This window comes from Brevibacillus borstelensis (assembly GCF_036700025.1).
GTDB classification, from domain to species: Bacteria; Bacillota; Bacilli; order Brevibacillales; family Brevibacillaceae; genus Brevibacillus; species Brevibacillus borstelensis.
In genome coordinates this window covers 383,053-406,907 of sequence record NZ_CP144922.1, presented here as the reverse complement: position 1 = coordinate 406,907, position 23,855 = coordinate 383,053, and the positions used below count along the sequence as shown (strand labels likewise).

General features: G+C 51.5%; 20 protein-coding genes. 8 read left to right on the top strand and 12 right to left on the bottom strand.

Going from position 1 to position 23,855, the window contains the following annotated elements; translation table 11 throughout:
- Positions 1 to 2: 2 nt before the first annotated feature.
- From V5G20_RS02050 to V5G20_RS02040, 3 genes are all read right to left on the bottom strand, one after another.
- Complete coding sequence (locus tag V5G20_RS02050; RefSeq protein ID WP_035979792.1) at positions 3 to 605, bottom strand: class D sortase; 603 nt, start codon at positions 603 to 605, stop codon at positions 3 to 5.
- Positions 606 to 864: 259 nt separating this feature from the next.
- Positions 865 to 1,227, bottom strand: a complete 363-nt coding sequence (locus V5G20_RS02045) for a response regulator (protein WP_003388720.1) — start codon at positions 1,225 to 1,227, stop codon at positions 865 to 867.
- 188 nt (positions 1,228 to 1,415) lie between these two features.
- A complete protein-coding gene (locus V5G20_RS02040; protein WP_031932477.1) occupies positions 1,416 to 2,546 on the bottom strand; it encodes a response regulator in 1,131 nt (376 codons plus the stop codon).
- A 492-nt stretch (positions 2,547 to 3,038) separates the two neighbouring features.
- Between V5G20_RS02040 and V5G20_RS02035 the strand changes: the two genes are divergently transcribed.
- The 5 genes from V5G20_RS02035 to V5G20_RS02015 are packed head-to-tail and all read left to right on the top strand — an operon-like array spanning position 3,039 to position 10,626.
- Complete coding sequence (locus tag V5G20_RS02035; RefSeq protein WP_024983689.1) at positions 3,039 to 4,499, top strand: polysaccharide deacetylase family protein; 1,461 nt, start codon at positions 3,039 to 3,041, stop codon at positions 4,497 to 4,499.
- A gap of 14 nt (positions 4,500 to 4,513) precedes the next feature.
- Complete coding sequence (locus tag V5G20_RS02030) at positions 4,514 to 5,842, top strand: nucleotide sugar dehydrogenase (protein WP_338463117.1); 1,329 nt, start codon at positions 4,514 to 4,516, stop codon at positions 5,840 to 5,842.
- Between the two features lie 26 nt (positions 5,843 to 5,868).
- The gene (locus V5G20_RS02025) at positions 5,869 to 7,725 is read left to right on the top strand and encodes a glycosyltransferase (RefSeq protein ID WP_338463451.1); all 1,857 of its coding nucleotides are present in this window, start codon (positions 5,869 to 5,871) and stop codon (positions 7,723 to 7,725) included.
- A 39-nt stretch (positions 7,726 to 7,764) separates the two neighbouring features.
- Positions 7,765 to 9,531, top strand: a complete 1,767-nt coding sequence (locus V5G20_RS02020; RefSeq protein ID WP_338463116.1) for a polysaccharide deacetylase — start codon at positions 7,765 to 7,767, stop codon at positions 9,529 to 9,531.
- Positions 9,532 to 9,570: 39 nt separating this feature from the next.
- A complete protein-coding gene (locus V5G20_RS02015; protein WP_338463115.1) occupies positions 9,571 to 10,626 on the top strand; it encodes a glycosyl hydrolase family 18 protein in 1,056 nt (351 codons plus the stop codon).
- A 109-nt stretch (positions 10,627 to 10,735) separates the two neighbouring features.
- Here the strand turns inward: V5G20_RS02015 and kduD are convergent, their stop codons facing one another.
- The 9 genes from kduD to V5G20_RS01970 form a co-directional block, all read right to left on the bottom strand.
- Positions 10,736 to 11,500, bottom strand: coding sequence for a 2-dehydro-3-deoxy-D-gluconate 5-dehydrogenase KduD (kduD, locus tag V5G20_RS02010; RefSeq protein ID WP_003388730.1), 765 nt, complete (start codon positions 11,498 to 11,500; stop codon positions 10,736 to 10,738).
- A gap of 31 nt (positions 11,501 to 11,531) precedes the next feature.
- Complete coding sequence (locus V5G20_RS02005; RefSeq protein WP_327926692.1) at positions 11,532 to 12,239, bottom strand: sulfite exporter TauE/SafE family protein; 708 nt, start codon at positions 12,237 to 12,239, stop codon at positions 11,532 to 11,534.
- A 48-nt stretch (positions 12,240 to 12,287) separates the two neighbouring features.
- On the bottom strand, positions 12,288 to 12,806 hold the full coding sequence (gene def / locus V5G20_RS02000; RefSeq protein ID WP_227277648.1) for a peptide deformylase: 519 nt from the start codon (positions 12,804 to 12,806) through the stop codon (positions 12,288 to 12,290).
- A 2-nt stretch (positions 12,807 to 12,808) separates the two neighbouring features.
- Positions 12,809 to 13,051, bottom strand: a complete 243-nt coding sequence (locus V5G20_RS01995) for a helix-turn-helix domain-containing protein (protein ID WP_003388733.1) — start codon at positions 13,049 to 13,051, stop codon at positions 12,809 to 12,811.
- Positions 13,052 to 13,311: 260 nt separating this feature from the next.
- On the bottom strand, positions 13,312 to 14,610 hold the full coding sequence (gene ltrA / locus V5G20_RS01990) for a group II intron reverse transcriptase/maturase (RefSeq protein WP_024985477.1): 1,299 nt from the start codon (positions 14,608 to 14,610) through the stop codon (positions 13,312 to 13,314).
- Positions 14,611 to 15,200: 590 nt separating this feature from the next.
- Positions 15,201 to 16,028: an undecaprenyl-diphosphate phosphatase gene (locus V5G20_RS01985; protein ID WP_024983682.1), complete on the bottom strand. Its 828-nt coding sequence runs from the start codon at positions 16,026 to 16,028 to the stop codon at positions 15,201 to 15,203.
- Between the two features lie 250 nt (positions 16,029 to 16,278).
- Positions 16,279 to 16,668, bottom strand: coding sequence for a BlaI/MecI/CopY family transcriptional regulator (locus V5G20_RS01980; protein ID WP_003388735.1), 390 nt, complete (start codon positions 16,666 to 16,668; stop codon positions 16,279 to 16,281).
- 97 nt (positions 16,669 to 16,765) lie between these two features.
- Positions 16,766 to 19,087 carry a M56 family metallopeptidase gene (locus tag V5G20_RS01975; protein WP_338463114.1) on the bottom strand — a complete coding sequence of 774 codons (2,322 nt, stop codon included), beginning with the start codon at positions 19,085 to 19,087 and terminating at the stop codon, positions 16,766 to 16,768.
- A 207-nt stretch (positions 19,088 to 19,294) separates the two neighbouring features.
- Positions 19,295 to 20,299 (bottom strand): iron-siderophore ABC transporter substrate-binding protein, encoded by a 1,005-nt coding sequence (locus V5G20_RS01970; protein WP_338463113.1) that lies wholly within the window; start codon positions 20,297 to 20,299, stop codon positions 19,295 to 19,297.
- A gap of 178 nt (positions 20,300 to 20,477) precedes the next feature.
- On the opposite strand from V5G20_RS01970, the gene V5G20_RS01965 reads away from it, so the two are divergent.
- The 3 genes from V5G20_RS01965 (at position 20,478) to sbnA (ending at position 23,771) form a co-directional block, all read left to right on the top strand.
- Positions 20,478 to 21,440 (top strand): FecCD family ABC transporter permease, encoded by a 963-nt coding sequence (locus tag V5G20_RS01965; protein WP_081607767.1) that lies wholly within the window; start codon positions 20,478 to 20,480, stop codon positions 21,438 to 21,440.
- Positions 21,437 to 22,450: a FecCD family ABC transporter permease gene (locus V5G20_RS01960; protein ID WP_003388740.1), complete on the top strand. Its 1,014-nt coding sequence runs from the start codon at positions 21,437 to 21,439 to the stop codon at positions 22,448 to 22,450. Before V5G20_RS01965 ends, V5G20_RS01960 begins: the two co-directional genes overlap by 4 nt.
- A gap of 346 nt (positions 22,451 to 22,796) precedes the next feature.
- Complete coding sequence (gene sbnA, locus V5G20_RS01955; protein ID WP_003388741.1) at positions 22,797 to 23,771, top strand: 2,3-diaminopropionate biosynthesis protein SbnA; 975 nt, start codon at positions 22,797 to 22,799, stop codon at positions 23,769 to 23,771.
- Positions 23,772 to 23,855 lie beyond the last annotated feature (84 nt).

Sequence of the window (23,855 nt, the reverse complement as noted above, 5' to 3'; positions counted from 1 at the left end):
TGCTATTTCCCTCCATTCCTCAAAGTTCCTTTGACGATCAAACGATGAGTCGGATTGCGTGGAGGATCACAAGTGATCAAGGTGATTTCCGATTTTCCCCGGCTATTGTCAAGCACCTGGATATCCTCCGGTTTTACGAGAAAAGTGTCGGTGACATAATACTCGAAGTTGCCATTGCCAGATTCGATACGGATAAGATCGCCCTCTGCAAGCTCATTCAGCCGACTGAACTGCTTCCCGTACGTCCAGCTCCTGTGACCGGCAAGCACATAGTTGTTCGCTTCTCCCGGTTTCCGGTCCGGTTCCACTACGCCGATGCCAATCCGAAGCTGCTCTTCTTCGGAACCCGGCAGGATCGGCTCTTCCAAACCGATTTTGTCAATGCTGATCATGCCAAGCACCCCGTCATCACCCGGTTTCTCAACCGAGACAGGAGCTTGGGAAATGGGGGGAGTCGATCCGGTCTGGGTCGCGAGCTGGTTCTTATACTGCTTCCATTCGTTCAATAGCCGCGTTTGTTGCTTCTCCTGCATCCACCTGTCCACGTAAGGGTAGAGAACCAAAACAATGCCTGCACACAGCAGCAGCCAAATCAAGACAGTCACAACGGCTTTCCTTGCAACCGGCAATCCAATAACACTGCCCTCCTTTCCTCTCCTGCTACCTTGAGATTCTTTGCCGCGACATTCGAATTTGCGATCAGCATTTTGGACAGTCGAATTTCGCGTAGATTTGAGTATAAAAAAACGTTCTGAACAATTTCTGAACCTATTTCTACCAAAAATGGATATAATTCCAATATAAAAGAACCCCTCAAATTGCTAGAGGGATTCTCTCCTATTCTTCCTGAAGCTCTATCTGAATTTACAATCCCATCACATTTCGGACGGACCACTCCATTCGTTCTCTCTGCACCGGCTTTGCGATGAAATCCCGGGCTCCCGCCTGGATGGCTTCCAAGACTATATCGCGTTGCATTAATGCTGAACAAATGATGATCTTGGCATTTCGGTCGATCTCCATGATTTTTTTAACCGCACTCAGCCCATCCATCTCAGGCATGGAGATGTCCATCACCACCAGCGACGGCCGATACATGCGGTACTTTTGCACAGCTTCTTGACCTGTCGCCGCTTCCGCCACTACATCAAAGCCCAACGACTCAAATATATTCCACATCATAAACCTCATTAACACTATATCATCGACAATCATGATACTTTTCATTCCATACCTGGTTCTCCTATACGTATTTGCGCGCCTCTTCTATTTTCAAAACAAAAAAGCCCGCTCCTTTTGTAGTCCATTCTGGATACTACAGAACCGGCCTAAACAAATTCTGAACAAGTCCGGCCAGGGCAAAAAAAAACTGAGAAAGGCACACTCCCCTTCCCAGCTTGCTTTCGCCGATGCATTTACTTTCGATTTTTCCATTGCTGATACCATTCTTTTATATGCGGGGGCGCTTCCGCTTCAAATTCTTCCCGGAGCATCTCCCTCATACTGTTATACTGTCCTGCCACCGCTTCACGGTCTCCCAGCACATCGTAGAGCTTCATCAATGAAAAGTACAGCTCCTCCACATGGGGATAGAACCGCTGAATCCGGAGATAGAGGACGATTGCTTTGGAATATTCGCCATTCGCGACGAGAAAGTTTCCGACCTGGCTGGCGAGATTATACCAATCCATTCGGAGCCGTTGGCGTTCACTTTCTGCCCACAAGTAGTCGTATTCTGCAAAGTAGTCTCCTCTGTATAGCTCAAGCAGCCGCGTATAATCGCCAACGCTCTCTTCTGTGAGCGGAGGCAGGCTGCGAAGGCCATTTTCCCATTCATCCACGTCGAGACTGACGTTGTTCATCTCTAACAAATAACCATCGTCACAGTTTATAATCTTGACGCCAATCCTGAGCTGATCCAACGTCTTCCGTATTTGATATACCGTTGTGTACAGCTGGGCATACCCCTTCTTCCAATCCACCTCTTCCCAGAACAAATCCAGCAGCAGGTCTTTGCGGACTGGCTGGCCCCGGCGATGGAGAAAGTAGGAAAACAGTTCCTGAGCCTTGTTCGTCCGCCAGCGGATGGTTTCTGGACCACGACTTTCCGACAGTTCTACCTGAAGAGACTGAAAACAACGGATACACTGTGTAGAGCCAGTTGCCGGGCTATTGTCATCCCTGGACTCCTTCTCCTTTTGTATCCTCATCAACGTTTTTTGCAATCGCTCTTTCTGGACTGGCTTCAATAGATAATCGAGCGCATTCAATTCAAATGCTTTGACGGCATAATCGCCAAAAGCAGTTACAAAAACAATGTCGGTCTCAGGCGAGCGCAGAAGAATTTGCTCCGCCGTCTCGATACCGTTCATCTCCGGCATCTCTACATCCAGAAACACAAGGTCTGGCCTTTTTTTTTGAATCACTTCAAGAGCCTCCCGAGGGTCTTGGAACTTGCCTACAAGCTGCAGGCCTTCTATATTTTGCAGCAATTTTTCCAAGTACCGGAGCGCCATCCGTTCATCATCGATCAGCAACACTCTCACGTTCCCCACTCCCCCTCCTACTCTAATTCTTCTCCTCTCATTTAGGAAAGCGCAGTTCTATGGTAGTCCCCTATGTGGATCGCTTTGATTGGACATTCCCCGTCCGTAGAGCTGCTTCATTCGACGCTCTATGTTCCTCAGGTCAACACTTGGTTGCCCTCTGTCTGAAGATCTTGGTCTGCCTTCCAGGCGGAAGAAGAAAGTCCTTAGCGGCATGGTTATTCATACAAAAAGATGGTGCCGAGTCCAACCCTTGGCTCGATCCCGATTTTCTTTCTATAACAAGCAAGCTTTCTATGTCTTGTTGTATTCTCTCTCTTTTCAGCAATTCCCTTTATTATAAAGCACTCTCGCCGATCGTCGCGTCATCTGCTGCAGAACCGTTGTTTAGAATTTGTACAGACCCGCTCGTTAGAATGGGGCGTTGTCTCTTATAGCAGCCCAAATTTACCAACCCATACAGACAATAACTCTTTCGAAAGGAGTACAAATATGGGAAAGCATCGCATTTTTGCGGGATGCAAAATGTTTGCCGGCATACTCGCTCTGCTAGCGGCACTGACAGTGATGTCGGGTTGCCAGCCAACTTCAAGCGATACCGTCGAAAGTGGTCCCGAGACCGGCTCGCTCGATCAGAAAATTGTTCCTTATCATGGTGAAAAGAGCAGAGCCGTTTCGTATGTGTATACAGCGAGAAAGGAGCTGGCCCTGACCTTTAACGGGATGGGCGACTCCCAAACGATGCGCCGCCTGCTGGATGAATTGGACAAGTTCCAAATCAAGGCCACGTTTTTTCTGCCTGGCATGAGGGTGGCCGAGGAGCCGGACATCGCCAGAGACATTTTGGCCCGGGGCCATGAGATCGAGAATAACACATTGAACCGATTGGATTTGACCAAGCTCAGCTACGAACAAATCTACAAGGAAATTCACCTGGCCAATGAAGTTATTCAGAAAGAAACAGGCGTAAAGCCTCGCTACGTAAGGACAAAATCGGGCGATTACAATGACGATGTTCGGCTGGCGGCTGCCCACCTGGGCATGGATGCCGTCATCCAATACAACATCAACCCGAAGGATTGGGACATGAAGGATGCCCAGGCGATTGGCCACTATGTGGAACGGTACATTTCCCGGGGCGGCATTATTTCATTAAATACAGACAAAAATCCGGAAGTGATTGCCGCCATTGCTCTCATCGCCAAAGCAGCGAAGGAAATCGACTACAAGCTGATTACCCTTGACGAACTGATGAAAAATGGCGGAGAGAGGAAGCCGCTGGAGCAAATACCCGGTTATGACAAAGCCCAAATCAACCTGAATGCGAAAAATCCGGCATACAAGCTCGTTTACAACGTCGACACAAACAAAAAGCAGGTGGCTCTGACCTTCGATGATTGGGGAAGCGACAAGACTGTCTCCAAAATATTGGACATTTTGAAGGAGCACCAGGTTCCCGCAACATTTTTCCTGCGGGCCAACGGCGTCAAGAACAATCCGAACCTGGCCAGAGCGATCCTGGAAGACGGACACGATGTGGCTAATCACACGTACAGCCATCCCGTCATTACCGATATCCCTCCGGAGAAGCTGCAGCAGGAGGTCGTGGAAGCCCATAAAGCCATTACGGAAGCGATTCAGCAGCAGCCTACCATGCTGTTTCGCCCTCCGACAGGAGAAATCAACGACCAGGCAGGCAAGGCGGTGGCCTCGGCCGGTTATCCCATCATCGCCATGTACGACGTCACGACATTGGACTGGGATGCAAACAACAGCGCGCAGGATATCGTGAACGGCATTATGAGCAAGACAAAACCCGGAAGCGTCATCCTGCTGCACATGCTGGACGACATCCATACGATTGAGGCACTGCCGACCGCGATCGAAGGCCTGAAGAAAAAAGGCTATACCTTTGTCAAAATGGCGGACATGATCGGCATGAATTCAAAATAATGGAGATGGACGAAATGGAAGAAGCATTCAGAGTTTATGAGGAAATCGCCGACCGGCAAGGAAAACTCGCTGTCGTCGGCCTCGGCTACGTCGGCTTGCCGATCGCGGTCGCCTTTTCAAAACGGGCAGACGTCATCGGATTCGATGTTAACACGCAAAAAATTGAAAGCTACCAGAGGGGCATTGATGTAACCGGAGATATCGGAGATGCGGCCCTGCGCAGCTGCAGCGTCGATTTCACATCCGACCCGGACAAGCTGGACGGGGTACGCTTCTTCATCGTGGCGGTCCCTACTCCGATCAAGAGCGGCAATGTCCCGGATCTCGCCTATGTCAAAAGCGCCAGCCGCCTGATCGCGAAGAAGCTTTCGCGAGGGGCCATCGTCGTATTCGAATCGACAGTTTATCCAGGAGTGACGGAGGACGTGTGCATTCCGATCCTGGAAGCCGAATCGGGATTGCGCTGCGGAACAGACTTCAAGGTCGGGTATTCTCCGGAGCGGATCAATCCGGGAGACAAGATCCACCGGCTCGAAAATATCGTGAAGATCGTCTCCGGAATCGATGAAGAAACTGCCGAAACGGTCGCCAAGGTCTACGAGCTGATTATCGAGGCAGGGGTGTACAAAGCCGAGAGCATCAAGGTCGCCGAGGCCGCGAAAGTAATCGAAAACGCCCAAAGGGATGTGAACATTGCGTTCATGAACGAGCTGTCCATGCTGTTCAACCAAATGGGCATCGATACGAAAGCCGTATTGCAGGCTGCCGGAACCAAGTGGAACTTTTTGAAGTTTACCCCCGGACTGGTGGGCGGACACTGCATCGGCATCGATCCGTACTATTTAACCTACAAGGCCGAGGACACCGGGTATCATTCAAAAATTATTCTGGCGGCCCGGCACATTAACGATGGAATGGGGACATACGTGGCCCAGCAGATCATCAAAATACTGGTTCGGATGAAGCTGGATATTAAAAATGCAAGAATCGGGCTGCTCGGCTTGACCTACAAGGAAGATTGCCCGGATATCCGCAACACCAAGGTCACCGATATGATCGAAGAGCTGAGCGAGTACGGCATCACGCCGCTCGTCGTTGATCCGTGGGCGGACCCCGAGCAGGTGTACGAGGAGTACGGCATCGAGCTGTCCAGCATGTCTGCTCTCACAGACTTGAATATGGTGATCGTCGCGGTACCGCATAGCGACTTCGCAAACATGAACAGCAGCGATTTTGAGAACCTTTTTGCTCCTGATCAAGGACCGAAGATCATGATCGACATAAAAGGCATATACAATCGATCAGACTTTGAAAACAGCGGGTTTTATTACTGGAGCTTGTAAACAAAGGATTGGAGACGGCAACAGTGATGATAAGAAAGAAAAAAGAGATCGTTGAAAAACTTTCTGTTCCGAAAGCAGACAGGCGGACGCTGAACAATGTCCCGGACCCGGATCAAATCCGCGTCACTGCCGATCGCAGGGGGCTCTCGGATTCGCCTGGCGAAAACAGGGACCAGGATTATTTGGACAAGCTGCGGGTGCTGGGCTTGCGCTATTTGGCCGATTTTGACGTGTTGATCCAGACTCGGAGCAACGCCGGGAAAACAGTGGTTAAAGCCCGGGCTGTCGACATCTCCGCTACAGGCTTGCTGGTGGAGCTGGATGCTGGCGCTGACAGCAGCGTAAGCGTCGGGGATACGGTCAGAATGCGTTTTGAAATACCGGCGGGCACGATGCCGGAGGGCTTTGAGTCGACGGTCAAGATCGATGCCATAGCAGTCAGGTCAGAGACCGAACAGCAGGAAGACAGCGAAAAGCGGATGGTAGCCTTTCAATTTGCGAAACCACTGACAGAGTACTTCCAGAAAAAAAGGTGGGGGTATTCCGTTTACATGGGCAGCAGCATGCTGTTTGTCACCGTGGCCTTCATCATGCTCATGCGCATGGAAAGCTTTATTTACTTCAAATACAACATGTTCTTGTATTTGTACAGCCTTGCTGCGGCCGTATTCTTGCTGACCCGCTATCTATTCGGCGCGCTCTACCGGGATGTGCCCATCAATCCTGACTATACGCCAGGCGTATCCATCATCATCCCCTGCTTCAACGAGGAAGAGTGGATTCGCCGGACGATTATCAGCTGTATGAACCAGGATTACCCGATCGACAAGCTTGAGGTCATCGTCGTCGACGACCGCTCGACAGACAGATCCGTCGAGGAAATCCAAAAGGCAATTGATATGATTCACAGCATGGCCGAACGTTTTGGGACCCGCGAGCGGCTGAAAATGGTTGTTTTGCCCGAAAACCGCGGCAAACGGGAGGCCTTGGTAAAAGGCGTGGAGATGGCCAAGCACGATTTGGTCGTTTTCGTAGATTCCGACAGCTTCCTTGAGCCTACGGCGATCAAGCATCTTGTACAACCCTTCCAGGACCCGCAAATGGGCGGTGTCGCCGGCCGCACAGATGTCGAAAACAAATTCACCAACTCCATCACCAAACTCCAAAGTGTCCGATACTACATTGCTTTTCGTGTCATCAAAGCAGCCGAGTCCTGGTTTGACAGTGTCACTTGCCTGTCAGGCCCGCTGTCCTGCTACCGAAAGGATTTGGTGCTCCAGCATGCCGAAGCGTGGCTGAATCAGAAGTTCCTCGGCCAGCCGGCTACGTTCGGCGATGACCGAAGCATGACGAACTTCATCTTGAAAACCCATCGGACAGGCTATCAGGACGCAGCCATCTGCTCGACGATCGTGCCCTCGAAAATGAACGTCTTTCTGAAGCAGCAGATGCGTTGGAAGCGATCTTGGCTGCGCGAGTCGCTTCGGGCGGCCACGTTCATTTGGCGAAAGGAACCGTTTATGGCGCTGTTCTTTTACATCGGCCTGATCGTTCCGATCGCCGCTCCGATTGTCGTGCTGTACAACCTGGTATATGTCCCTCTCGTCTATCAGATCTTCCCGGGAACATTTTTGATGGGGCTGCTGCTGATGGCGATGCTCATGAGTCTTGCCCATCTGATGTTCCGCAAGAGCAAGCTGTGGGTGTTCGGATTTGTCTTTTGCCTGTATTACGAATTTGTGCTGCTCTGGCAAATGCCTGTCGCCTGGGTAACCTTCTGGAAATCGACTTGGGGCACGCGGGAAACGCCACAGGACGTCGAAGCGAGACTGAAAAAAGAAATGCGTAAGAAGAATAAAAAGAGAATCTGGTTGCCATTTTGATGCAATCGCCACATGATTCTTAGAGTGAGGCTAGCTGAAATGACGCAAGGAAAACAGAACGTAGTCCTTGATTATCGCAAGAAAAATCGCGCGAAAAGGATGAAAACGATCGTGCAGCTCATCCTGCTGCTGGCGGTAGCCATTTTACTTTACCAGACAGTGTTTGACGTCCGAAAATACGCCGAACCGGACAAGACGGCATGGAGCAATCATGACGGTTTTATCGCCCTGTCTTACTTTGGCGTCGGCCGGTCGGGCACGCCCAAACTGGTCGCCAAAAAGCAATTGGACGAGCACCTGAAGGCACTCTACGATCAGGGATATGTCACCATCTCGCAGCAGGATATTCTCGACTTCTATGAAAAAGGGAAGCCGTTGCCGGAGAAAGCGCTGTTCCTCTCTTTTGAAGATGGACGGAACGATTCCAGCCTGTTTGCCCAGCCGCTCCTCGAAAAGTACAATTACAAGGCAACCTTTCTTTCTTACGCAAACAAGATGGGCAACAGCGATCATAAATTTCTCAAGCCCAAAGACATGCTAAAGATGATGAAGACCGGCTATTGGGAGCTGGGCACGAACGGCTACCGGCTGACCTACATCAACATTTTTGACAAACAGGGCCGGTTCATCGGAATGAAAGACGAGACCGAACTTGTAAGCAAGGAACATGTCGAGTATTACAATCACTACTTGATGGACTTCATCCGGGACGAAAACATGATCCCGGTGGAAAACCGCACCGTTATGGAGGAGCGGATCAATCACGACTACAAGGCAATGAAAGACATTTATACGGGCAGTCTCGGCTTTGTCCCGCAGGTCTACATGATCATGCATGCGAATGTTCTGTACGAGGGAATGAATCCGCTCGTGTCCAATGCGAACTCGGAAAACATCAAGCAGCTTTTCAAGATGCATTTCAATCGTGAAGGAAATGCATTCAACGATAGTGAACGAAGCTTGTACGACCTGACGAGGGTCCAGCCCGCACCATATTGGTACACGAATCATTTTTTAATGAAAATTCAGAAGGACACCGGACAGAAAATGAAATTTGTCTCAGGTGACGAACAGCATGCGGACCAGTGGCGTCGAATCAGCGGCGCGGCTGAGTTTATCGACAACCGGATTGCCCTTACCTCACCGCCTGCCGGAGCTGGCATGCTCTACCTGCATGACAGCAACGGCCTCAAGAATGTCGGGCTGACCGCCAAGATCGCGGGGAATGTGGTCGGAAAGCAGATGTTCTACGTTCGCTATGACCGCGAGAAGGATTCGTTTATCCGCGTCACATTTGAAAATAACGAAGTACGTGTCGAGCAGAAAAAACCGGGCCAAGCCGCCCAGCAGGTTTTCATCCAGCCATTGAGCGAAATCCAATGGAAACCGGAAGACCTGTCCTTTGACAAAGCTACCGTCTACTCCAAAGAGCAAACGGCCGCCGGCGCACCATCCGACGAAGGAAAATACCCTGTCAACATCAAACATACCAGGGACGTTGAGATTGTAGTGCAAGAAAACAAATGGAAGCTCGCCATCGACGGGCAAACGCTGCTGGACAATCAGGAGGTGGACAGCGCCATCGGAAACGGCGGTGTGGCGCTCGCTTCGGAATACAGCAAGCAAAATAAAAAGGACGACATCTACGACGGCGTGTTCGACGACGTGCAGATCGTTTCCCTCGAGAAAGAAAACAGCTCTCCGGCTGTTTTGTTCAGCAACAAGCATACCGGTTTCCAAGGAGTCGTTCACCATGTTGAAAAAGCGATTAACGCATCTATCGATTGGGCTATTGATACTTTCTGATCTCGCAGAGGCGGGGACGAGCGCCGAGGGGGAGCACAAGTGAATTTGACAAGCAAGCATGCAATCGCCATCGCTGTATTCATGATTGCCCTCTTGGCCGTCCTCATCTTTGTGATGAAAAGTACCGGTTCAAAGAAGCCCGACCCAAACCAGCCTCATGTGGAGCTATCGGCTTGGCTCGCCGACTGGCAGTGGGGGGACGGCCTGGACGAATTCAGACAAATTACAGAGGGCCTCACCAGCTTGCAGGCCTTCGCCGTGTACTTTGACGACAAGGACAACCTTCACCTCACCGAGGAGCTTCGCGAAGCCTTGCCGCAAATCGTAGAGGCGTCCAAGCAAAGCAGCCTGGTGTATGTGGACCTGACCATCGTAAACGATGTAATTTTAGGGGATGGCACATCAGTTCAAAAAGACCCTGCGCTTGTGACCAGGCTGATGGCCACAGAGCAGAGCCGCAAAAAGCATATCGACAACATCCTGGCTGCCGTCACCAAGTACGATGTTCGCGGAGTGGAGATCGATTACGAAAATATCCGCAGCGAGGATTGGGACCATGTGCTCGCGTTTTATAGAGAGCTTTATGAAAGACTCCGCCCTTTGGAAAAATCGCTGCGAATCGTGCTGGAGCCACGGGCCCCTATCGATAAGCTCAAGCTGCCGGAAGGCCCCGTCTACGTCATGATGGCATACAACCTTTTCGGCAATCACAGCGGACCCGGTCCGAAAGCCGATCACGCCTTTATCGCCGATCTGGCCCGAAGAATGGACAAGCTGCCCGGCGAACCCTTCATCGCGTTTGCTGCCGGAGGATTTGACTGGGCGGAATCGGGCAAGGTCGCTTCGGTAACAGCAGAACAGGCAGCAGAGCTGTCGCAGCTAAGCCAAGAGGCTCCCAGGCGCGACGCCGGCAGCGGAAGTCTCTACTTCCACTACACCGATGATAACAACGTAAAGCACACGGTCTGGTATGCCGACCATGTCACCCTGGCCCAGTGGATCGACGATGCGCGTCAGGCCGGATATGAGAAGATCGCCCTGTGGAAGCTCGGAGGCCTGGGGCAGGAAACGCTGAAGGAATTGAATCGCTATTAGGTATCAACCATTGCAAATCAGACTCTCCCATTGACCACAAAAAACCAGACGGCCTGCTGTTCGGGCCGTCTGGTTTTTTCATAGGGCAGAAATCGTTGCTTCTGTCGTTCTATCTGGCCATCCAGCCGCCATCGACAACGAGCACATGACCGTTGACATAGTCGGATGCTTTCGAAGCCAGGAACAAAGCCGCTCCGACCATATCGTCAGGCCTTCCCCATCGTCCTGCCGGAATCCGCTCCAAAATGGACTGCTGGCGTTTGTTGTCATTTCGAATGGCTTCGGTGTTATTCGTCTCGATATAGCCCGGGGCAATCGCGTTCACCTGTACGCCATACCTTGCCCATTCATTGGCAAGGGATTTGGTCAAACCGGCTACCGCGTGCTTGCTCGCCGTATACGCCGGAACAAATACGCCGCCCTGAAAGGAAAGCAGAGAAGCGATATTGATGATCTTGCCCGATCCCCGCTCGACCATCCCTCTGCCGATTTCCTGCGAGAGGATAAACACAGCGTTCAGATTCACATCGATGACACGCATCCATTCCTGTTCGTCGTAATCGACTGCCGGTTCACGGTAAATAATACCCGCGTTGTTGACCAGGATGTCGATACTGTGCTTTTCGAGCACCGGCTTGATTTTTTCCCGAATCTGCGGCACTTCGCCCAAATCAACCAACACCGTTTCGCAGATGCCGCCCGCCTCGTCGATTTTGGCTTTTGTTTCATCGAGATTGTCGCGATGGCCCAGCAGCAGCACATGCGCCCCCGCAGATGCCAGTCCTACCGAGATGGCTTGGCCGATCCCCGTCCGCGCCCCCGTCACCAGGGCTGTCTTTCCTTTTAACGAAAACAGATTCTGAATCATGTCCATACCGCTTCTCCCCTTCTATGACTCGATTTCCTCAGTGGCTCGCCGCAATACTGCTCAAGCCCTCCAGCAGCATATAAACCCCGGTGAACAGCAAGATGACATATGTAAAAATACGAAAGAGCTGCTGGTTAATCCTCTTGAACAAGATCTGGCCGAGAAATAGTCCCAGAAAAACGAGCGGCAGCGCATAACCGCTGGAAATCCAGATCGTGTCTGTCGTTCCGGCAAAGAGGATTTGGACGAGCAGGCTCATCGAATAGATGAACAAATAGAAGGCTAACGTCGTGCCCCTCAGTTTTTCTTTTTGCGTGTCTGTCCCGGAAAAGTATAAAAGCAGCGGCGGTCCAGGCATGCCTATGCTAGTGGTGAGTATCCCCGACAATCCTCCAACGGCGTAATCCCTCGCCTTGGTCTGGTCCATGCGAAGTTTTAGAATCAACAAGACGGTTAAAAACAGGATGATGATGCCAATGCCAAGCTTCAGCATGCTGATGTCTGCCGTTAAAAAGACGGTGATCCCTATCGGCAGTCCGACCGCACTGCCGACCACAAATCTTTTTAGGATTCCTTTATCAATGTCCTTTTTTATCTTCGTGATAAGCGCGACGGAGATAACAAGCGACAAGAGCAGATTGATTTGAACCGCTTCTTTTGGCTCAAACAGAAGGAGCAGAAACGGTGTCGCCATAAGCGAAAAGCCAAAGCCTGTGCTCGTTTGCAGGACAGAGGCTACCAACATGATCGCAATAAACAGCAGTACCGTACCCGTGACAGTCTCACCTCCCCGCTACATTCCCTGATTGGTCAAGCGAATCACGTCCATGACAGCGACCTTCCGCTTGGTCGCCTCGTGGTACAGCCACTGGTCCCGGACATGGTCTACAAACAGGATTCCATCCAAGTGGTCCACTTCATGCTGGATACAGCGGGCAAGATACCCTTCGGCCTCAAGCGTGAATTCCTCTCCCTGCCTGTTCAGGCTCTTTACTGTTACGTGATTGGCCCTTTTCACATATCCCCAATAGCCGGGGAAGGATAAACAGGCTTCCGGTCCGAGCTGTTCTCCGCTCATGGAGACGATCTCGGGATTGATCAGTTCAATCAATCCATCGCCGCAGTCCATGACGACCACTCTTCGCAATATCCCGATCTGCGGCGCAGCCAGACCGGCTCGGCCGTCAGTGGCGTACAACGTTTCCACCATATCATCCAAAAGCTTGATCGTAGCGGGAGTAACGGAATCGACCGGCTTAGCCTTTTTCCGCAAAATCGGTTCTCCGAACGGCAAAATCTGTTTGCTGGCCATCGTTATGCGCCTTCTTTCTGTTTGGGTGGTGTATGTACCCATAAATCGCTTGGTGTGCATTCCAAAGCTGTGCACAATGCGTCAAGCGTGTCCGCTTTCATCTGTTTGGGTTGACCGGTCAGCAAGGCGCTGATGGAGGCAGCCGACAGACTGTACCCCGCTTTTTCTTTCAAAAGCCTCGCCAAAGCTGCGCCTGTCCAGATTCCTCTCTCCGCCATTACTTTGCGTAGCATCCATACAAGCATCTTGATCGCTCCTTATTGGAATATCCGTTATGAACCGGCAGTTAATAAATTAAGGTATTACCTAAATAATTAAGGTGTAACCTACTATATCACAAAGCAATGCTGAATCAAACCCTTTCGCTTTGTAGAGTAGAGAACTGAAACTTTCGGGCGACCGTATGGTCGCCTTGCTCATTTCAGCTCCCCCTCATCAAACCGTACGTGAGGTTTTCCCTCATACGGCTTTCCGATGTTCTTCTTTCTTTGGCATTCGGCTTACTTTATCCGGCTAATTTCAATAAACTACCCTGCGTGTTTTGTATGACCTTCAGCTTTCCGGCATGTTTATTCCGCTTGCTTCTTTTCTTGTTGCAGAAGATTGTAAGGCGTTCAATCACATACCAGTCTATCCGTCTTGCCCATCGTTTGGCGATGGGCGAGATGAAGTAGTAGTTCTTGAACCCCCTTAGCTTGCGATTTAGCCCTTTCACTAGCTCTTCTAGAGACAGAAACAGTTTGTTCCTTGGTGCAGTGTATTCCTTAATTTTACGTCTCATTTCCTTCATTGCTTTCTTAGCTGGTACATGAGACATAGCAAATACCTTGCTCCCCCCTTTGTTGAACACGGGGAATTTGCGATGGTGCAGCCCAAGAAAGTCAAACCCAGTGGAATTGTCCCAAATATTAACGAGTCTAGATTTCTCTTTACTGAGACTAAGCTCCAGCTTGTTTAGAATAGCCATCAGCACTTGAATGCTTTCCAATGCTTCTTGTTTGGTTCTGCACATGATAACGAAGTCATCCGCATAGCGGATAAGTGTGCCAAGATGGGAGAATTGATTTTCCCAAATGGTGTCCATGTAGTTTAGATAGATGTTTGAAAGAAGAGGCGAGATTACCCCTCCTTGCGGAGTTCCCAGTTCTGTTTCATGGAATTGATCATTTTCCATGACCCCAGCCTGCAGCCATTGTCGGATAAGTTTCAGAACACGTCTGTCGCTGATTCTCATTTCGACCAGTTTCATCAACTTCTCATGGTTGATGTTGTCGAAATACCCTTTAATGTCAACATCTACGACCCAATAACACCTCTTGCTTGCTTTGCGTATCTGTGCAATTGCCTGGTGAGCATTTCTTCCTGGCCGAAAGCCATAAGAACAGTCCCGAAAATCAGCTTCAAAGATCGGTTCAATGACTAGCTTAGTAGCCATTTGGACCACCCGATCCTTGATCGTCGGGATGCCGAGTGGACGTTTCTTGCCATCCGGTTTAGGGATGTAAGTTCGACGAACCGGATGTGGACGATACCGCTTTTCTTTTAAATCTAGATAGATCTCGTTAAGAAAACGGCTCTCCCCATACTCCTCCACAATCTGTGCGATGGATTGTCCGTCGATTCCTCCGCTCCCTTTATTTGCTTTTACTCTCCTCCAAGCTGTCGCTAGAATATCCGGGCGGTAGATTTTGTCATACAAGGCATGAAATCGCCGTTTTGAGTTTGCCTTGGCACAAAGATATAGGGTTGTCCAAAGTTGTCGAGCTTTTACATCGGTGTAGTTAGCAAGTTTACTTGCATTCACTCACTCTTACCTCCTTCGACCCGTGAACAAAGCAGGGCTCCTTCCCTCCATAAGGTTGTGTTGTCCTTATGTTCATCGGTACTATGAACCCCTCCGACTCCCTCTCTGCCATCCACCACTTCCCTTACGGTTATAGGTTTCCGTTTTACGCTCCTGACGGGGCGTGCAGAGTAGGGTCTCCCCAGTTCCGTTAACTACTTTCTCAACATACCGCTCCCCATACCCCGAGGGATTCATAGGTGCTGTATTCCAAGTTCTCCACACCGTCCTTGGCCTTCGCCCATATGAAACAAGCTCGGCTTCCCTTTGTCCACCTCTCGGTGGTCTTTCTTAACGAGGCTGCAGGATTCACTTTATGTTACGGCCTGCTGATTTGCTCGCACTCTTTCGAGTTACTTTGTCACAGGGCTTCAACCTTAGGATTTCTCCACCAGTTGCCTGTCAGCTACGAGGTGACTTGGCTCCTGCCTCGGTTGGACTTTCACCAACTAGCAATTAACGGCTTGCTGGGCACGCTTCACATAAAAAAACACGTCTCCATTCGGCAAGGAGACGTGTCAATCTGTACATGGCTGTTAAATCAAGCCGTCTTACAGGAACACAAAGTAAATCACAGCCGCGAGCACCAAGCGGTAAATCGCAAACGGAACCAGCTTGACGCGGTTGATCAGCTTCAGGAAGAAGCGGATCGAAATAAGCGCAAAGACAAACGCGCTGATAAACCCGACGATGAAAAAAGGAACGGCATCGAAGGTGATGTATTCCCATCTTTTCAAAAGCGACAGGAAGCTTGCTCCCGCCATGATCGGCACTGCCATGATAAACGTAAAATCGGCAGCCGCCCGGTGGCTCATCCCGAGAAGGACACCGCCAGAGATCGTGGACCCGGAGCGAGAAAAGCCCGGCCACAGCGACAAGCATTGGATCAGTCCGACCATCAGCGCCTGTTTATAGGTGATTTGGTCGACTGTCACTACTTTCGGTCGGCCCGGACGGAACCAGTCCGCCGCAATCATCAGCAGCGCACCGATGACGAGGCCGATGACGACCGTCTTTGTCGAGAACAGGTATTCATCGATGTAATCGTCAAAGAGAACGCCAAAAATCCCGGCTGGAATGAGACCGATCAGCACGGTCAAAAGATTCAGGCGCGGTCCGGAGGTGGACTGGCCCGGCATCTTTTTGAGCCCGAGCAGGTTCATGAAGCGGTCCCACATCAGAACGACGACTGCGAGGATCGACCCCAATTGGATCACGATTTTAAACGTATTGGCGACTTCCGGGGAATACAGTTCTTTGGTCTGGAACAAGAAATCGTCGACGATAATCATGTGGCCGGTAGAAGAGACCGGCGCAAACTCGGTGAGTCCCTCAACCAGTCCGAGGATCAGGGCGACAAACGCTTCCCATAAGCTCAATGGATTCACACTCCTACTAGATGAAAACTATTAGACCCTACTGCTCTGTATCTGGGGACATAATCGTTGCCTCGATGAATAACTCCTTTATTAAGGTACACGATTGCGGCTGTGAATCCAAGGATTATAGGAGAAAAGATAGCAAATTTCCTATCAAAACGAATTGCAAAAAAGAAGCTGTCCTTGTGCGGTACAGCTTCTTTCTGGTTTGCTTGTGTACAAGAAAATAGCGAGGCTGCGATGGAAAAGGTTATGTCCTTTTGTTGGAATCCTGCTTCTCCAGCAAAATTTTCTGCAGCTGCTCAATCTCCTTTTCGGATAGATGGGCATCTTCCAGAAAGTTGCTGACCATGAGATGAGCTGCTCCGCCGAACACTCTTTTGAGAAAAGACTGGCTTTCGGCTCGGATACATTCTTTTTCCGATACCAAAGGGTAGTATTTGTAGCTTCTTCCTTCTTTCTCGAACCCGATGGCTTTTTTCTTCAATAGTCGATTTATAAATGTGCGGACTGTCTGATCGCTCCACTCGATCTCTTTCGGCAGCTGCAGAGTAATTTGGTCGGCCGTTATCGGGTTGTCCTTCCAGATTATCTTCATGATTTCCCACTCGGATTCCGATATTTTCGGCGTATTGGCCATATGGTCACCCTGCTTCCCTTTATAATTCCTATTTACACTCGTAAACAAAAGAAATTGTGAGTCATAATCGTACAGGCGTAAACGCAAGCTGTCAATGTTATTTGAAATTGACCAAATCGATGGGCTTTTCATTCATCAGGAATTGCAAAATCCTGTTCCGCTCGGGACTGTCATCGGCTGGGCCGTCATTCCAAAAGGTGACCTTCAAGCATACATCGTCTTCTTTCCAGAAGTAGACGACCAGCTCCGCCTCCCTCGCGCTGCTCAATGGTCCGTCTGTTTTATGGCTGACCGTCTTGAGCAGCTCTTTTCCCGCTATGCTGACCGGCTGCAGCTTCACTTCATTTTTTTCGCCGTCGATCCGCTCAAAAGCGACGGTACCGTTCTTCTTCATCGTTTCGTACATGCTGTTGTTTTTGATTTGCTGAAGCTTTACCCTTTTGACTCCCGCCTTGGTCTCATCCTTCGGTTTATAGAAAATGGTGAGATCCCTGTTCTTTTTGTCTGCCTCATTTTCTGGAAAACTGAAGTTCATCTTGTCGCCAATCCAGGCACGGTCGGCTTGAATCGCTCCCGGGAGCTCAAAGGGAAACTTGGGCACAAAGTCAATCGCTTCAGGCAGCCGCTTTACATCTCCTGTGTCGTAAATGCCTTCGTTCAACTGTTCTTCGCTGATAAATCGCTTGTACAGCTCCTCATCAGGATATTTCATCGAGCCGATGATGCTGATAATCTCGTCATCCTTGAACTTGAAGTTTGATCCGGAATTTGTGATCTCATACTGGACGCCTTGGTCCTGCCAAAAATAATGCCGCTGAAAGTCCTTTTCGTCCCCGTGCTGTATGGTGAATTTTACGATTTTCTGCCCGTTAACGTTGAAGGTCTCTTTCTTCTTCTCCAATTTTTCTTCGGTCTTTTTATCGCCATCCATAATCGTTATCGTTGTAAAGTCGTTTTGATCGAAATCGTCGGTCACGGCTTCCAGATCAGCCTCGGCAGGCTGTGCCTTTAACCGAAAGCTGCCGTGGTTGATGCCCTCGACAGTTTTGGCAAAGCGCAATGACGCCAAGCTTGTGCCTGCTTTTTCCTTCGGGGCAAAGTGGATGACTGTAAAACGGTACCCGTCAGGCAAGGCTGCCGGAACCTTAAATTTGAAGCCGGAAATCTTGACGACCTTTTCCAGACTGGCATAAGGCCGCTGAAAATCATAATCGAACAGAATTCGTTCCTTCTCAACCGACTCCGTGCTTGCGGACTGGCTCCCGGGAGTTTGAGGAGCGCTGGCGGGCACCGGGCCAGTCGAAGGCACCGGACTGCTGGCGTTGGTCAATGTGGCTGCCCCCAGCATCCCTACGCATAAAACGGCAGCGACAGACAGTTTATACGATCCCTTTTTAAACGACTTGATCATGTGAATCCTCCTCTTCATTTCCATTTGTTGATTGGGTCCGAAAAAATACAGCAGCTCAGACTGGCGGCCAGCGGGCGAAAAGCGCTTCAGGCATTCGATGATCGTCATCCCATATGGCACCGCCTCCGCTTCGCCGAGCACCTCCAGAACACAGGCGTCGCAGGCTAGCTCCCTGTCTGCTTTCATCCGCTTCATGCCAATCCACACCAGCGGATTCATCCAATGGATCGCCAGCGCCAAGCTCCCTATCGCATTCCACATGATGTCTTTTCTCTTGTGATGGGCCAGCTCGTGCAAAAGGATGTGGGCAAGCTGGGAAGCGCTCAGCTCCCTGGCCATTTCCTGAGGCAAATAGATCCACGGGCGGAAAAGTCCGGAGAGGTACGGGCTTTTCCCCTGTCGTCCGGTATAGACAGGAACAGGTTCCCTGATCCCCAGGCGCAGTCGGCAATCCTCTATGATTGACACGATTTGGGGATCTGTCAGCAGCTCCAGCCGTCTGCGCTGGCGACCCATTTTCACTGAAAATGCGGCCACATACAGAATCAGGGCCGCCGCTCCGGCCAGCCACGCGACAGCGGCGAGTCGCAAAGCGAGTGAATAGGATAAGCCCGCTTGTTCCGTCCCTTCATCTGCTTGACGGGCAGGGACGTTCGCTGGCTGCTGCGAGCCTTCCATAAGCGGCGGATGCATCTGAGTCTTTGGAAATGCAGCATAGTGGAGATTTTCAACCATCTCCGAAGGCAGCCTGTTCTCAGCCAGCGGTTCCAACACGACGGCCTGTTTGCTTGCCTTGCCCAGCTGCAAGAGGTGGAAAATGCTCACCGGACTGTCCGGAAAAACAGGGACTAGCAGCCTTAACAGCACCAGCAGCCACAAAGCATGCACAAGACGGGGACTCAGCCTGCGGCGCAGCAGTCTTTGCACAGCCAGCACCAGCAGCAGGACGACGCTCGCCGCTGCGGTAGCATCCAGGAACCAAAGAAAAGCGCGAATCAAAATATCCATGTTTTCCCCTCTCCGGCAATTTGGGTTTACCATTTACATTTGTAAAAGAAACTGACTGCCTTTGATATTACATTTGTAAATACAAACTGTCAATAGCTGGTTTCTGTGGAATTTTATTTTTTGCCCGTGGACGTTCTCAGAAAAAATAAAAGCCAGCATGCTCCGGTCGAACCCCGAAACACACTGGCTCCATTATTAATGCCCACTCTACTTGTCCAGATGCTTGATCACTTCATCCAGCATCAGGTTTCGCGACAAAATCCCCATCCCGCTCAGCCACGGGTCAGTCGATACCTCATACACATTCCCGGCCTGAACTGCCTTTAATGTCGCCCAAAGGGGATTTCCCTTCAGTTTGGTTGTCATGATGTTTTCCTGGTCGCGGCTGAACCAGAAAATGACGTCTCCGTCCATATCGGCGATTTGCTCCTCGGTTGCTTTCTTGGCAAAGTCTTTCTCCGACTGGGCCTTCGGGCGGGGAAATCCAAGCTCCTCGATAAATTTCCCGCTGTACGATTCCGACAGGTAAATGCGAACGTGGTCCGCATTCATCCGCAACACGGAAACTTCTGTTTTCCCGATCTTATCGCCCATCTTTGCTTGAAAGTCAGCCACCCGCTTTTCATAATCGGCTATCAGCTTTTCCGCTTCCTGCGCTTTCCCCGCAGCCTCGGCATGCAGCTTCAGGTTTCCCTTCCAATCCAGCCCCATCGTCTCAACAAAAACAGTGGGGGCCATTTGCATCAGCTTGGAATGAATCGCTTCGTGCTGGTCTTTGGTTCCCAGAATCAAATCCGGCTTTAATGCCGCGATGGCCTCCAGATTCGGCTGGTCGATCGTTCCCACCTTTTCGATTCCGCTCGTTTTGTCGCCCAGATACGAGAAAAACGGTTTGTCGAGAGACACTGTGGCAGCGCCAACAGGTGTTACGCCGAGTGCCAGAAGATTATCCAGAGCGCCATTGTCCAGAACGACGATGCGCTTGGGTTCGGCCGGCACCTTTACTTCTCCCATCGCGTCCTTTACGGCATGCGCTTGCGTACCTTCCTGGCTTGGCGCATTCTCCTGGGGCGAGGTACTGGAGTTCGCAGCGTTGGACGCCGGTGCTCCCTGAGCGGATGGCGCAGCCGAATTGCCGCATCCAACCAGGAAAAGAGAGAGCGACAGTATCAGTAGAAAAAAGAAAAGGGCATGTCTTGACATGGAATACATTGACAGATTCCCCCTTGCTTTGTATATTTTTCATGAGAATGATAACTATTCTCACAATTACGAATCATATACTTGATAAATAAGGTTGTCAAGGATATTTGTGTAAATCACATCCGGATTGCGAGTGAACGTTGTGGGCAAATCGCGGAAACATCTCCGGCTGCTTGCCGGGCTGATCATGGGACTTGTTGCAGTCCTTCTCTTCATCGGGATCAGCATTTCATTTGGGATTGTGGACATCAGTATGCTGACGGTTGTCGAAGCATTCCTGGAATTTGACGGGTCCAGGGAACATCTGATCATTTCTACCACCCGTCTTCCCCGGGCGTTGATTGCCGCGGCGGTAGGAGCGTGCCTCGCCGTAGCGGGGGCTATGACACAGGCTCTGACCCGAAACCCATTGGCTGCTCCCGATCTGCTGGGCATCAATCACGGAGCCGCGCTGTTGGTTGTCCTGTCCCTGTTTCTCGTCGGCGGGCATAATCTCACCCTTTATGCATGGGCAGCCTTTCTCGGGGCGGGGGCGGTGTCCATCCTCGTCTTTCTGCTCGGTTCTGCCGGGCGCGGCGGCATGACTCCTCTGAAGCTGACGCTGGCCGGCGTCTCTGTCACGACCCTCTTGTCCGCGTCCACCCAATCGATCCTGATCTTTCACGAGCGCTCCCTTGACGAAATGCGCTTTTGGCTGGCAGGGTCGGTCGTAGGGCGGGATCTTGCGCTTCTCGTTCAGGTGCTTCCCTTTATGACAGCCGGGCTGTTGCTTGCCTTTTTCCTGAGCAGGGAAGTCGATACGCTGCAGCTCGGAGACGATGTAGCCAAAAGCCTGGGACAGCCAACGAAAATGGTGCGAACGCTCGCCTTCATTTCTGTGGTGCTGCTCTCTGGCAGCAGCGTGGCGGTGGCCGGTCCCATCGGATTTGTCGGGCTCGCTGTTCCGCATCTGGTCAGGTCCATCGTCGGCAAAGACCACCGCTGGATTTTTTCCTACTCGGCGGTAGCGGGAGCTGCGTTGCTGCTGCTTGCTGACGTGGCGGCGCGCTTCATTTTGGACAACCAGGAGCTGCCTGTCGGCGTGATGACAGCTATCATCGGGGCTCCATTCTTTATCTACCTGGCGCGGAGGAGGGTGCACAAGCTATGAGAGGGGAAATGATGAATAGGCGCCCGACAACGCTTTTTGCCCTGCTCATCCTGCTTGCCATCGCTTTTTTTATGGCCAATATAGGGGCGGGCGAATACGAGCTGTCTTTGTGGGAAGTGGTTCAGACGCTGTTCGGACTGGGGAGCGGGGAACATTCGTTTATCGTCAATACGCTGCGTCTTCCGCGTGCTTTGATTGCTTTTCTGGTAGGGGCGGGACTGGCTGTTTCGGGAGCGATTTTGCAAGGGATTACCTCCAATCCTCTCGCTTCTCCCGGCGTCATCGGACTGAATGCAGGGGCATCTCTCGCCGCTGTTCTCGTCATCGTCGCCCTGCCGGCGGTTCCGCTCGGCTTTTTGCCGCCTGCCGCCTTTGCAGGAGCGCTGCTCGCGGCGATTCTCACCTACTGGCTCGGCTGGAAGGAGGGGAGCTCGATGTACCGGATCATTTTGGTCGGAGTGGGCGTCTCCGCAATCGCGCAAGCCTTTATTACGATCATCATGATGTCGGGAAAGATCATGCTCGTGACGCAGGCCCTGATCTGGATGACGGGAAGCGTCTACGGCAGAGGCTGGGAGCACTTCTATGCCCTCCTTCCCTGGATGATCCTGTTTCTCCCGCTGGCGTTTCTGCTTTCCCGCCAACTGAACCTGCTGCAGCTCGGCGACGACGTCTCCAAAGGGCTCGGCAGCAAAATCGAGTGGGTGCGGGGCGGGCTGATTCTGGTCAGCGTCGCTTTGGCAGCAGCTTCCGTGGCGACCGCCGGAACCGTGTATTTTGTCGGCTTGATGGCTCCCCATATCGCCAGACGGTTGTTCGGTCCCTCCCATACGACGCTGCTTCCGGCCTCTGCACTGACCGGCGGGCTCCTTGTTCTTGCTTCCGATTTTGTAGGCCGGACGATCGCTGCTCCGGTAGAGCTTCCCTGCGGATTGATTACAGCGATGATCGGGGCCCCATATTTTATTTATCTGCTTCTGACGGAAAATAAAAAATCAGGAAAAATGTAAGGAAAAGACATTATTGACAATGATTATCAATATCATCTAAAATGGGGTTGCCCACGGGAGAATTGGACGGGAAAGGAGGTGATTTTCTGATCGGTGAGGGTGAAGTGAAACTGTTTTCGCAAAAACACGAAAAGCCGTCAACCAGACAGACTTTGGCCGGTACAGCCTGGTCACGGCGTTCGTTTTCGCACCCCGTTTTTTGCTGGGCAAAGTAGGGCGCCTTTTCTGAATGTAGCAAAATCAAGCATGGATATAAACGCAAAGGGATCTTCCTATCAGGCAAATCCTCATTTTTTTGAACGACAATGATAATGATTATCATTTTTGTTTGAGGGAGGGCAACCGTATGCCTTTTGCAGGAACACGACCCACTATCGCATCCTCCATCGTCGATTGCGTCGGACACACTCCTCTCGTTCAGCTCAAACGGCTTTTTGCGCGTCCAGGGCTGAGCGTGCTGGCGAAGCTTGAGTTTATGAACCCGGGCGGCAGCATGAAGGACCGTCCCGCCCGCTACATCGTCGAACAGGGGCTGCGGGATGGGACGATTCGTCCCGGCACCCACATCATCGAGAGCACATCCGGCAACCTCGGCGTCGCGCTTGCAATGGTTGCCAGAGTCTACGGCTTATCGTTTACATGCGTCGTCGATCCGAAAATTACGAAGGCAAATCTCCAAATCCTGCACCAGCTCGGCGCAAATATTGACATGGTGGATCAGCCTGACGACCAGGGCGGATATTTGCAGACCCGTATCCGCAGAGTAAAGGAGCTGTTGACCATACTCCCCGACAGCTTCTGGATCAACCAGTACGCCAACGAGCTGAACTGGAAGGCCCATTATCACGGGACCGGCAGCGAGATCGTGGAACAACTGGACGGGCCGGTAGATTGCCTGTTTGCCGCCGTGAGCACGACAGGCAGCATCATGGGCAACGCCCGTCGCCTGCGGGAAGCTTTTCCGAGCATCAAAATCGTGGCAGTGGATGCAGTCGGCTCGGTCATCTTCGGTTCACCCTCCGCTCCCCGGGAACTGCCGGGCATCGGCTCCAGCCGCGTCCCCGAGCTGTTGAACCCGGACGAAATTGACGAGGTCGTGCACGTGAGCGATCGCGAATCCGTGCAGGGCTGCAGGGACCTGCTGTTCCACGAGGGGATCTTCGCCGGAGGTTCTTCCGGTTCGGTCATCGCCGCTGTTCGGAAGCTGCTTCCCTCCTTTCCTCCCTCCTATCGCATCGCCGTCATCCTGCCGGACAGAGGGGACCGTTACCTCGACACGGTTTACGATGACGATTGGGCATCCGGTTTGCCTTCGCTTTAAACACTACGCAAAACGAAAGAGGTGTGTCCCGTGATCCACGCAACCAATCAGCAAAACGCGCTCACGAACCATGCTGCTTCCCAT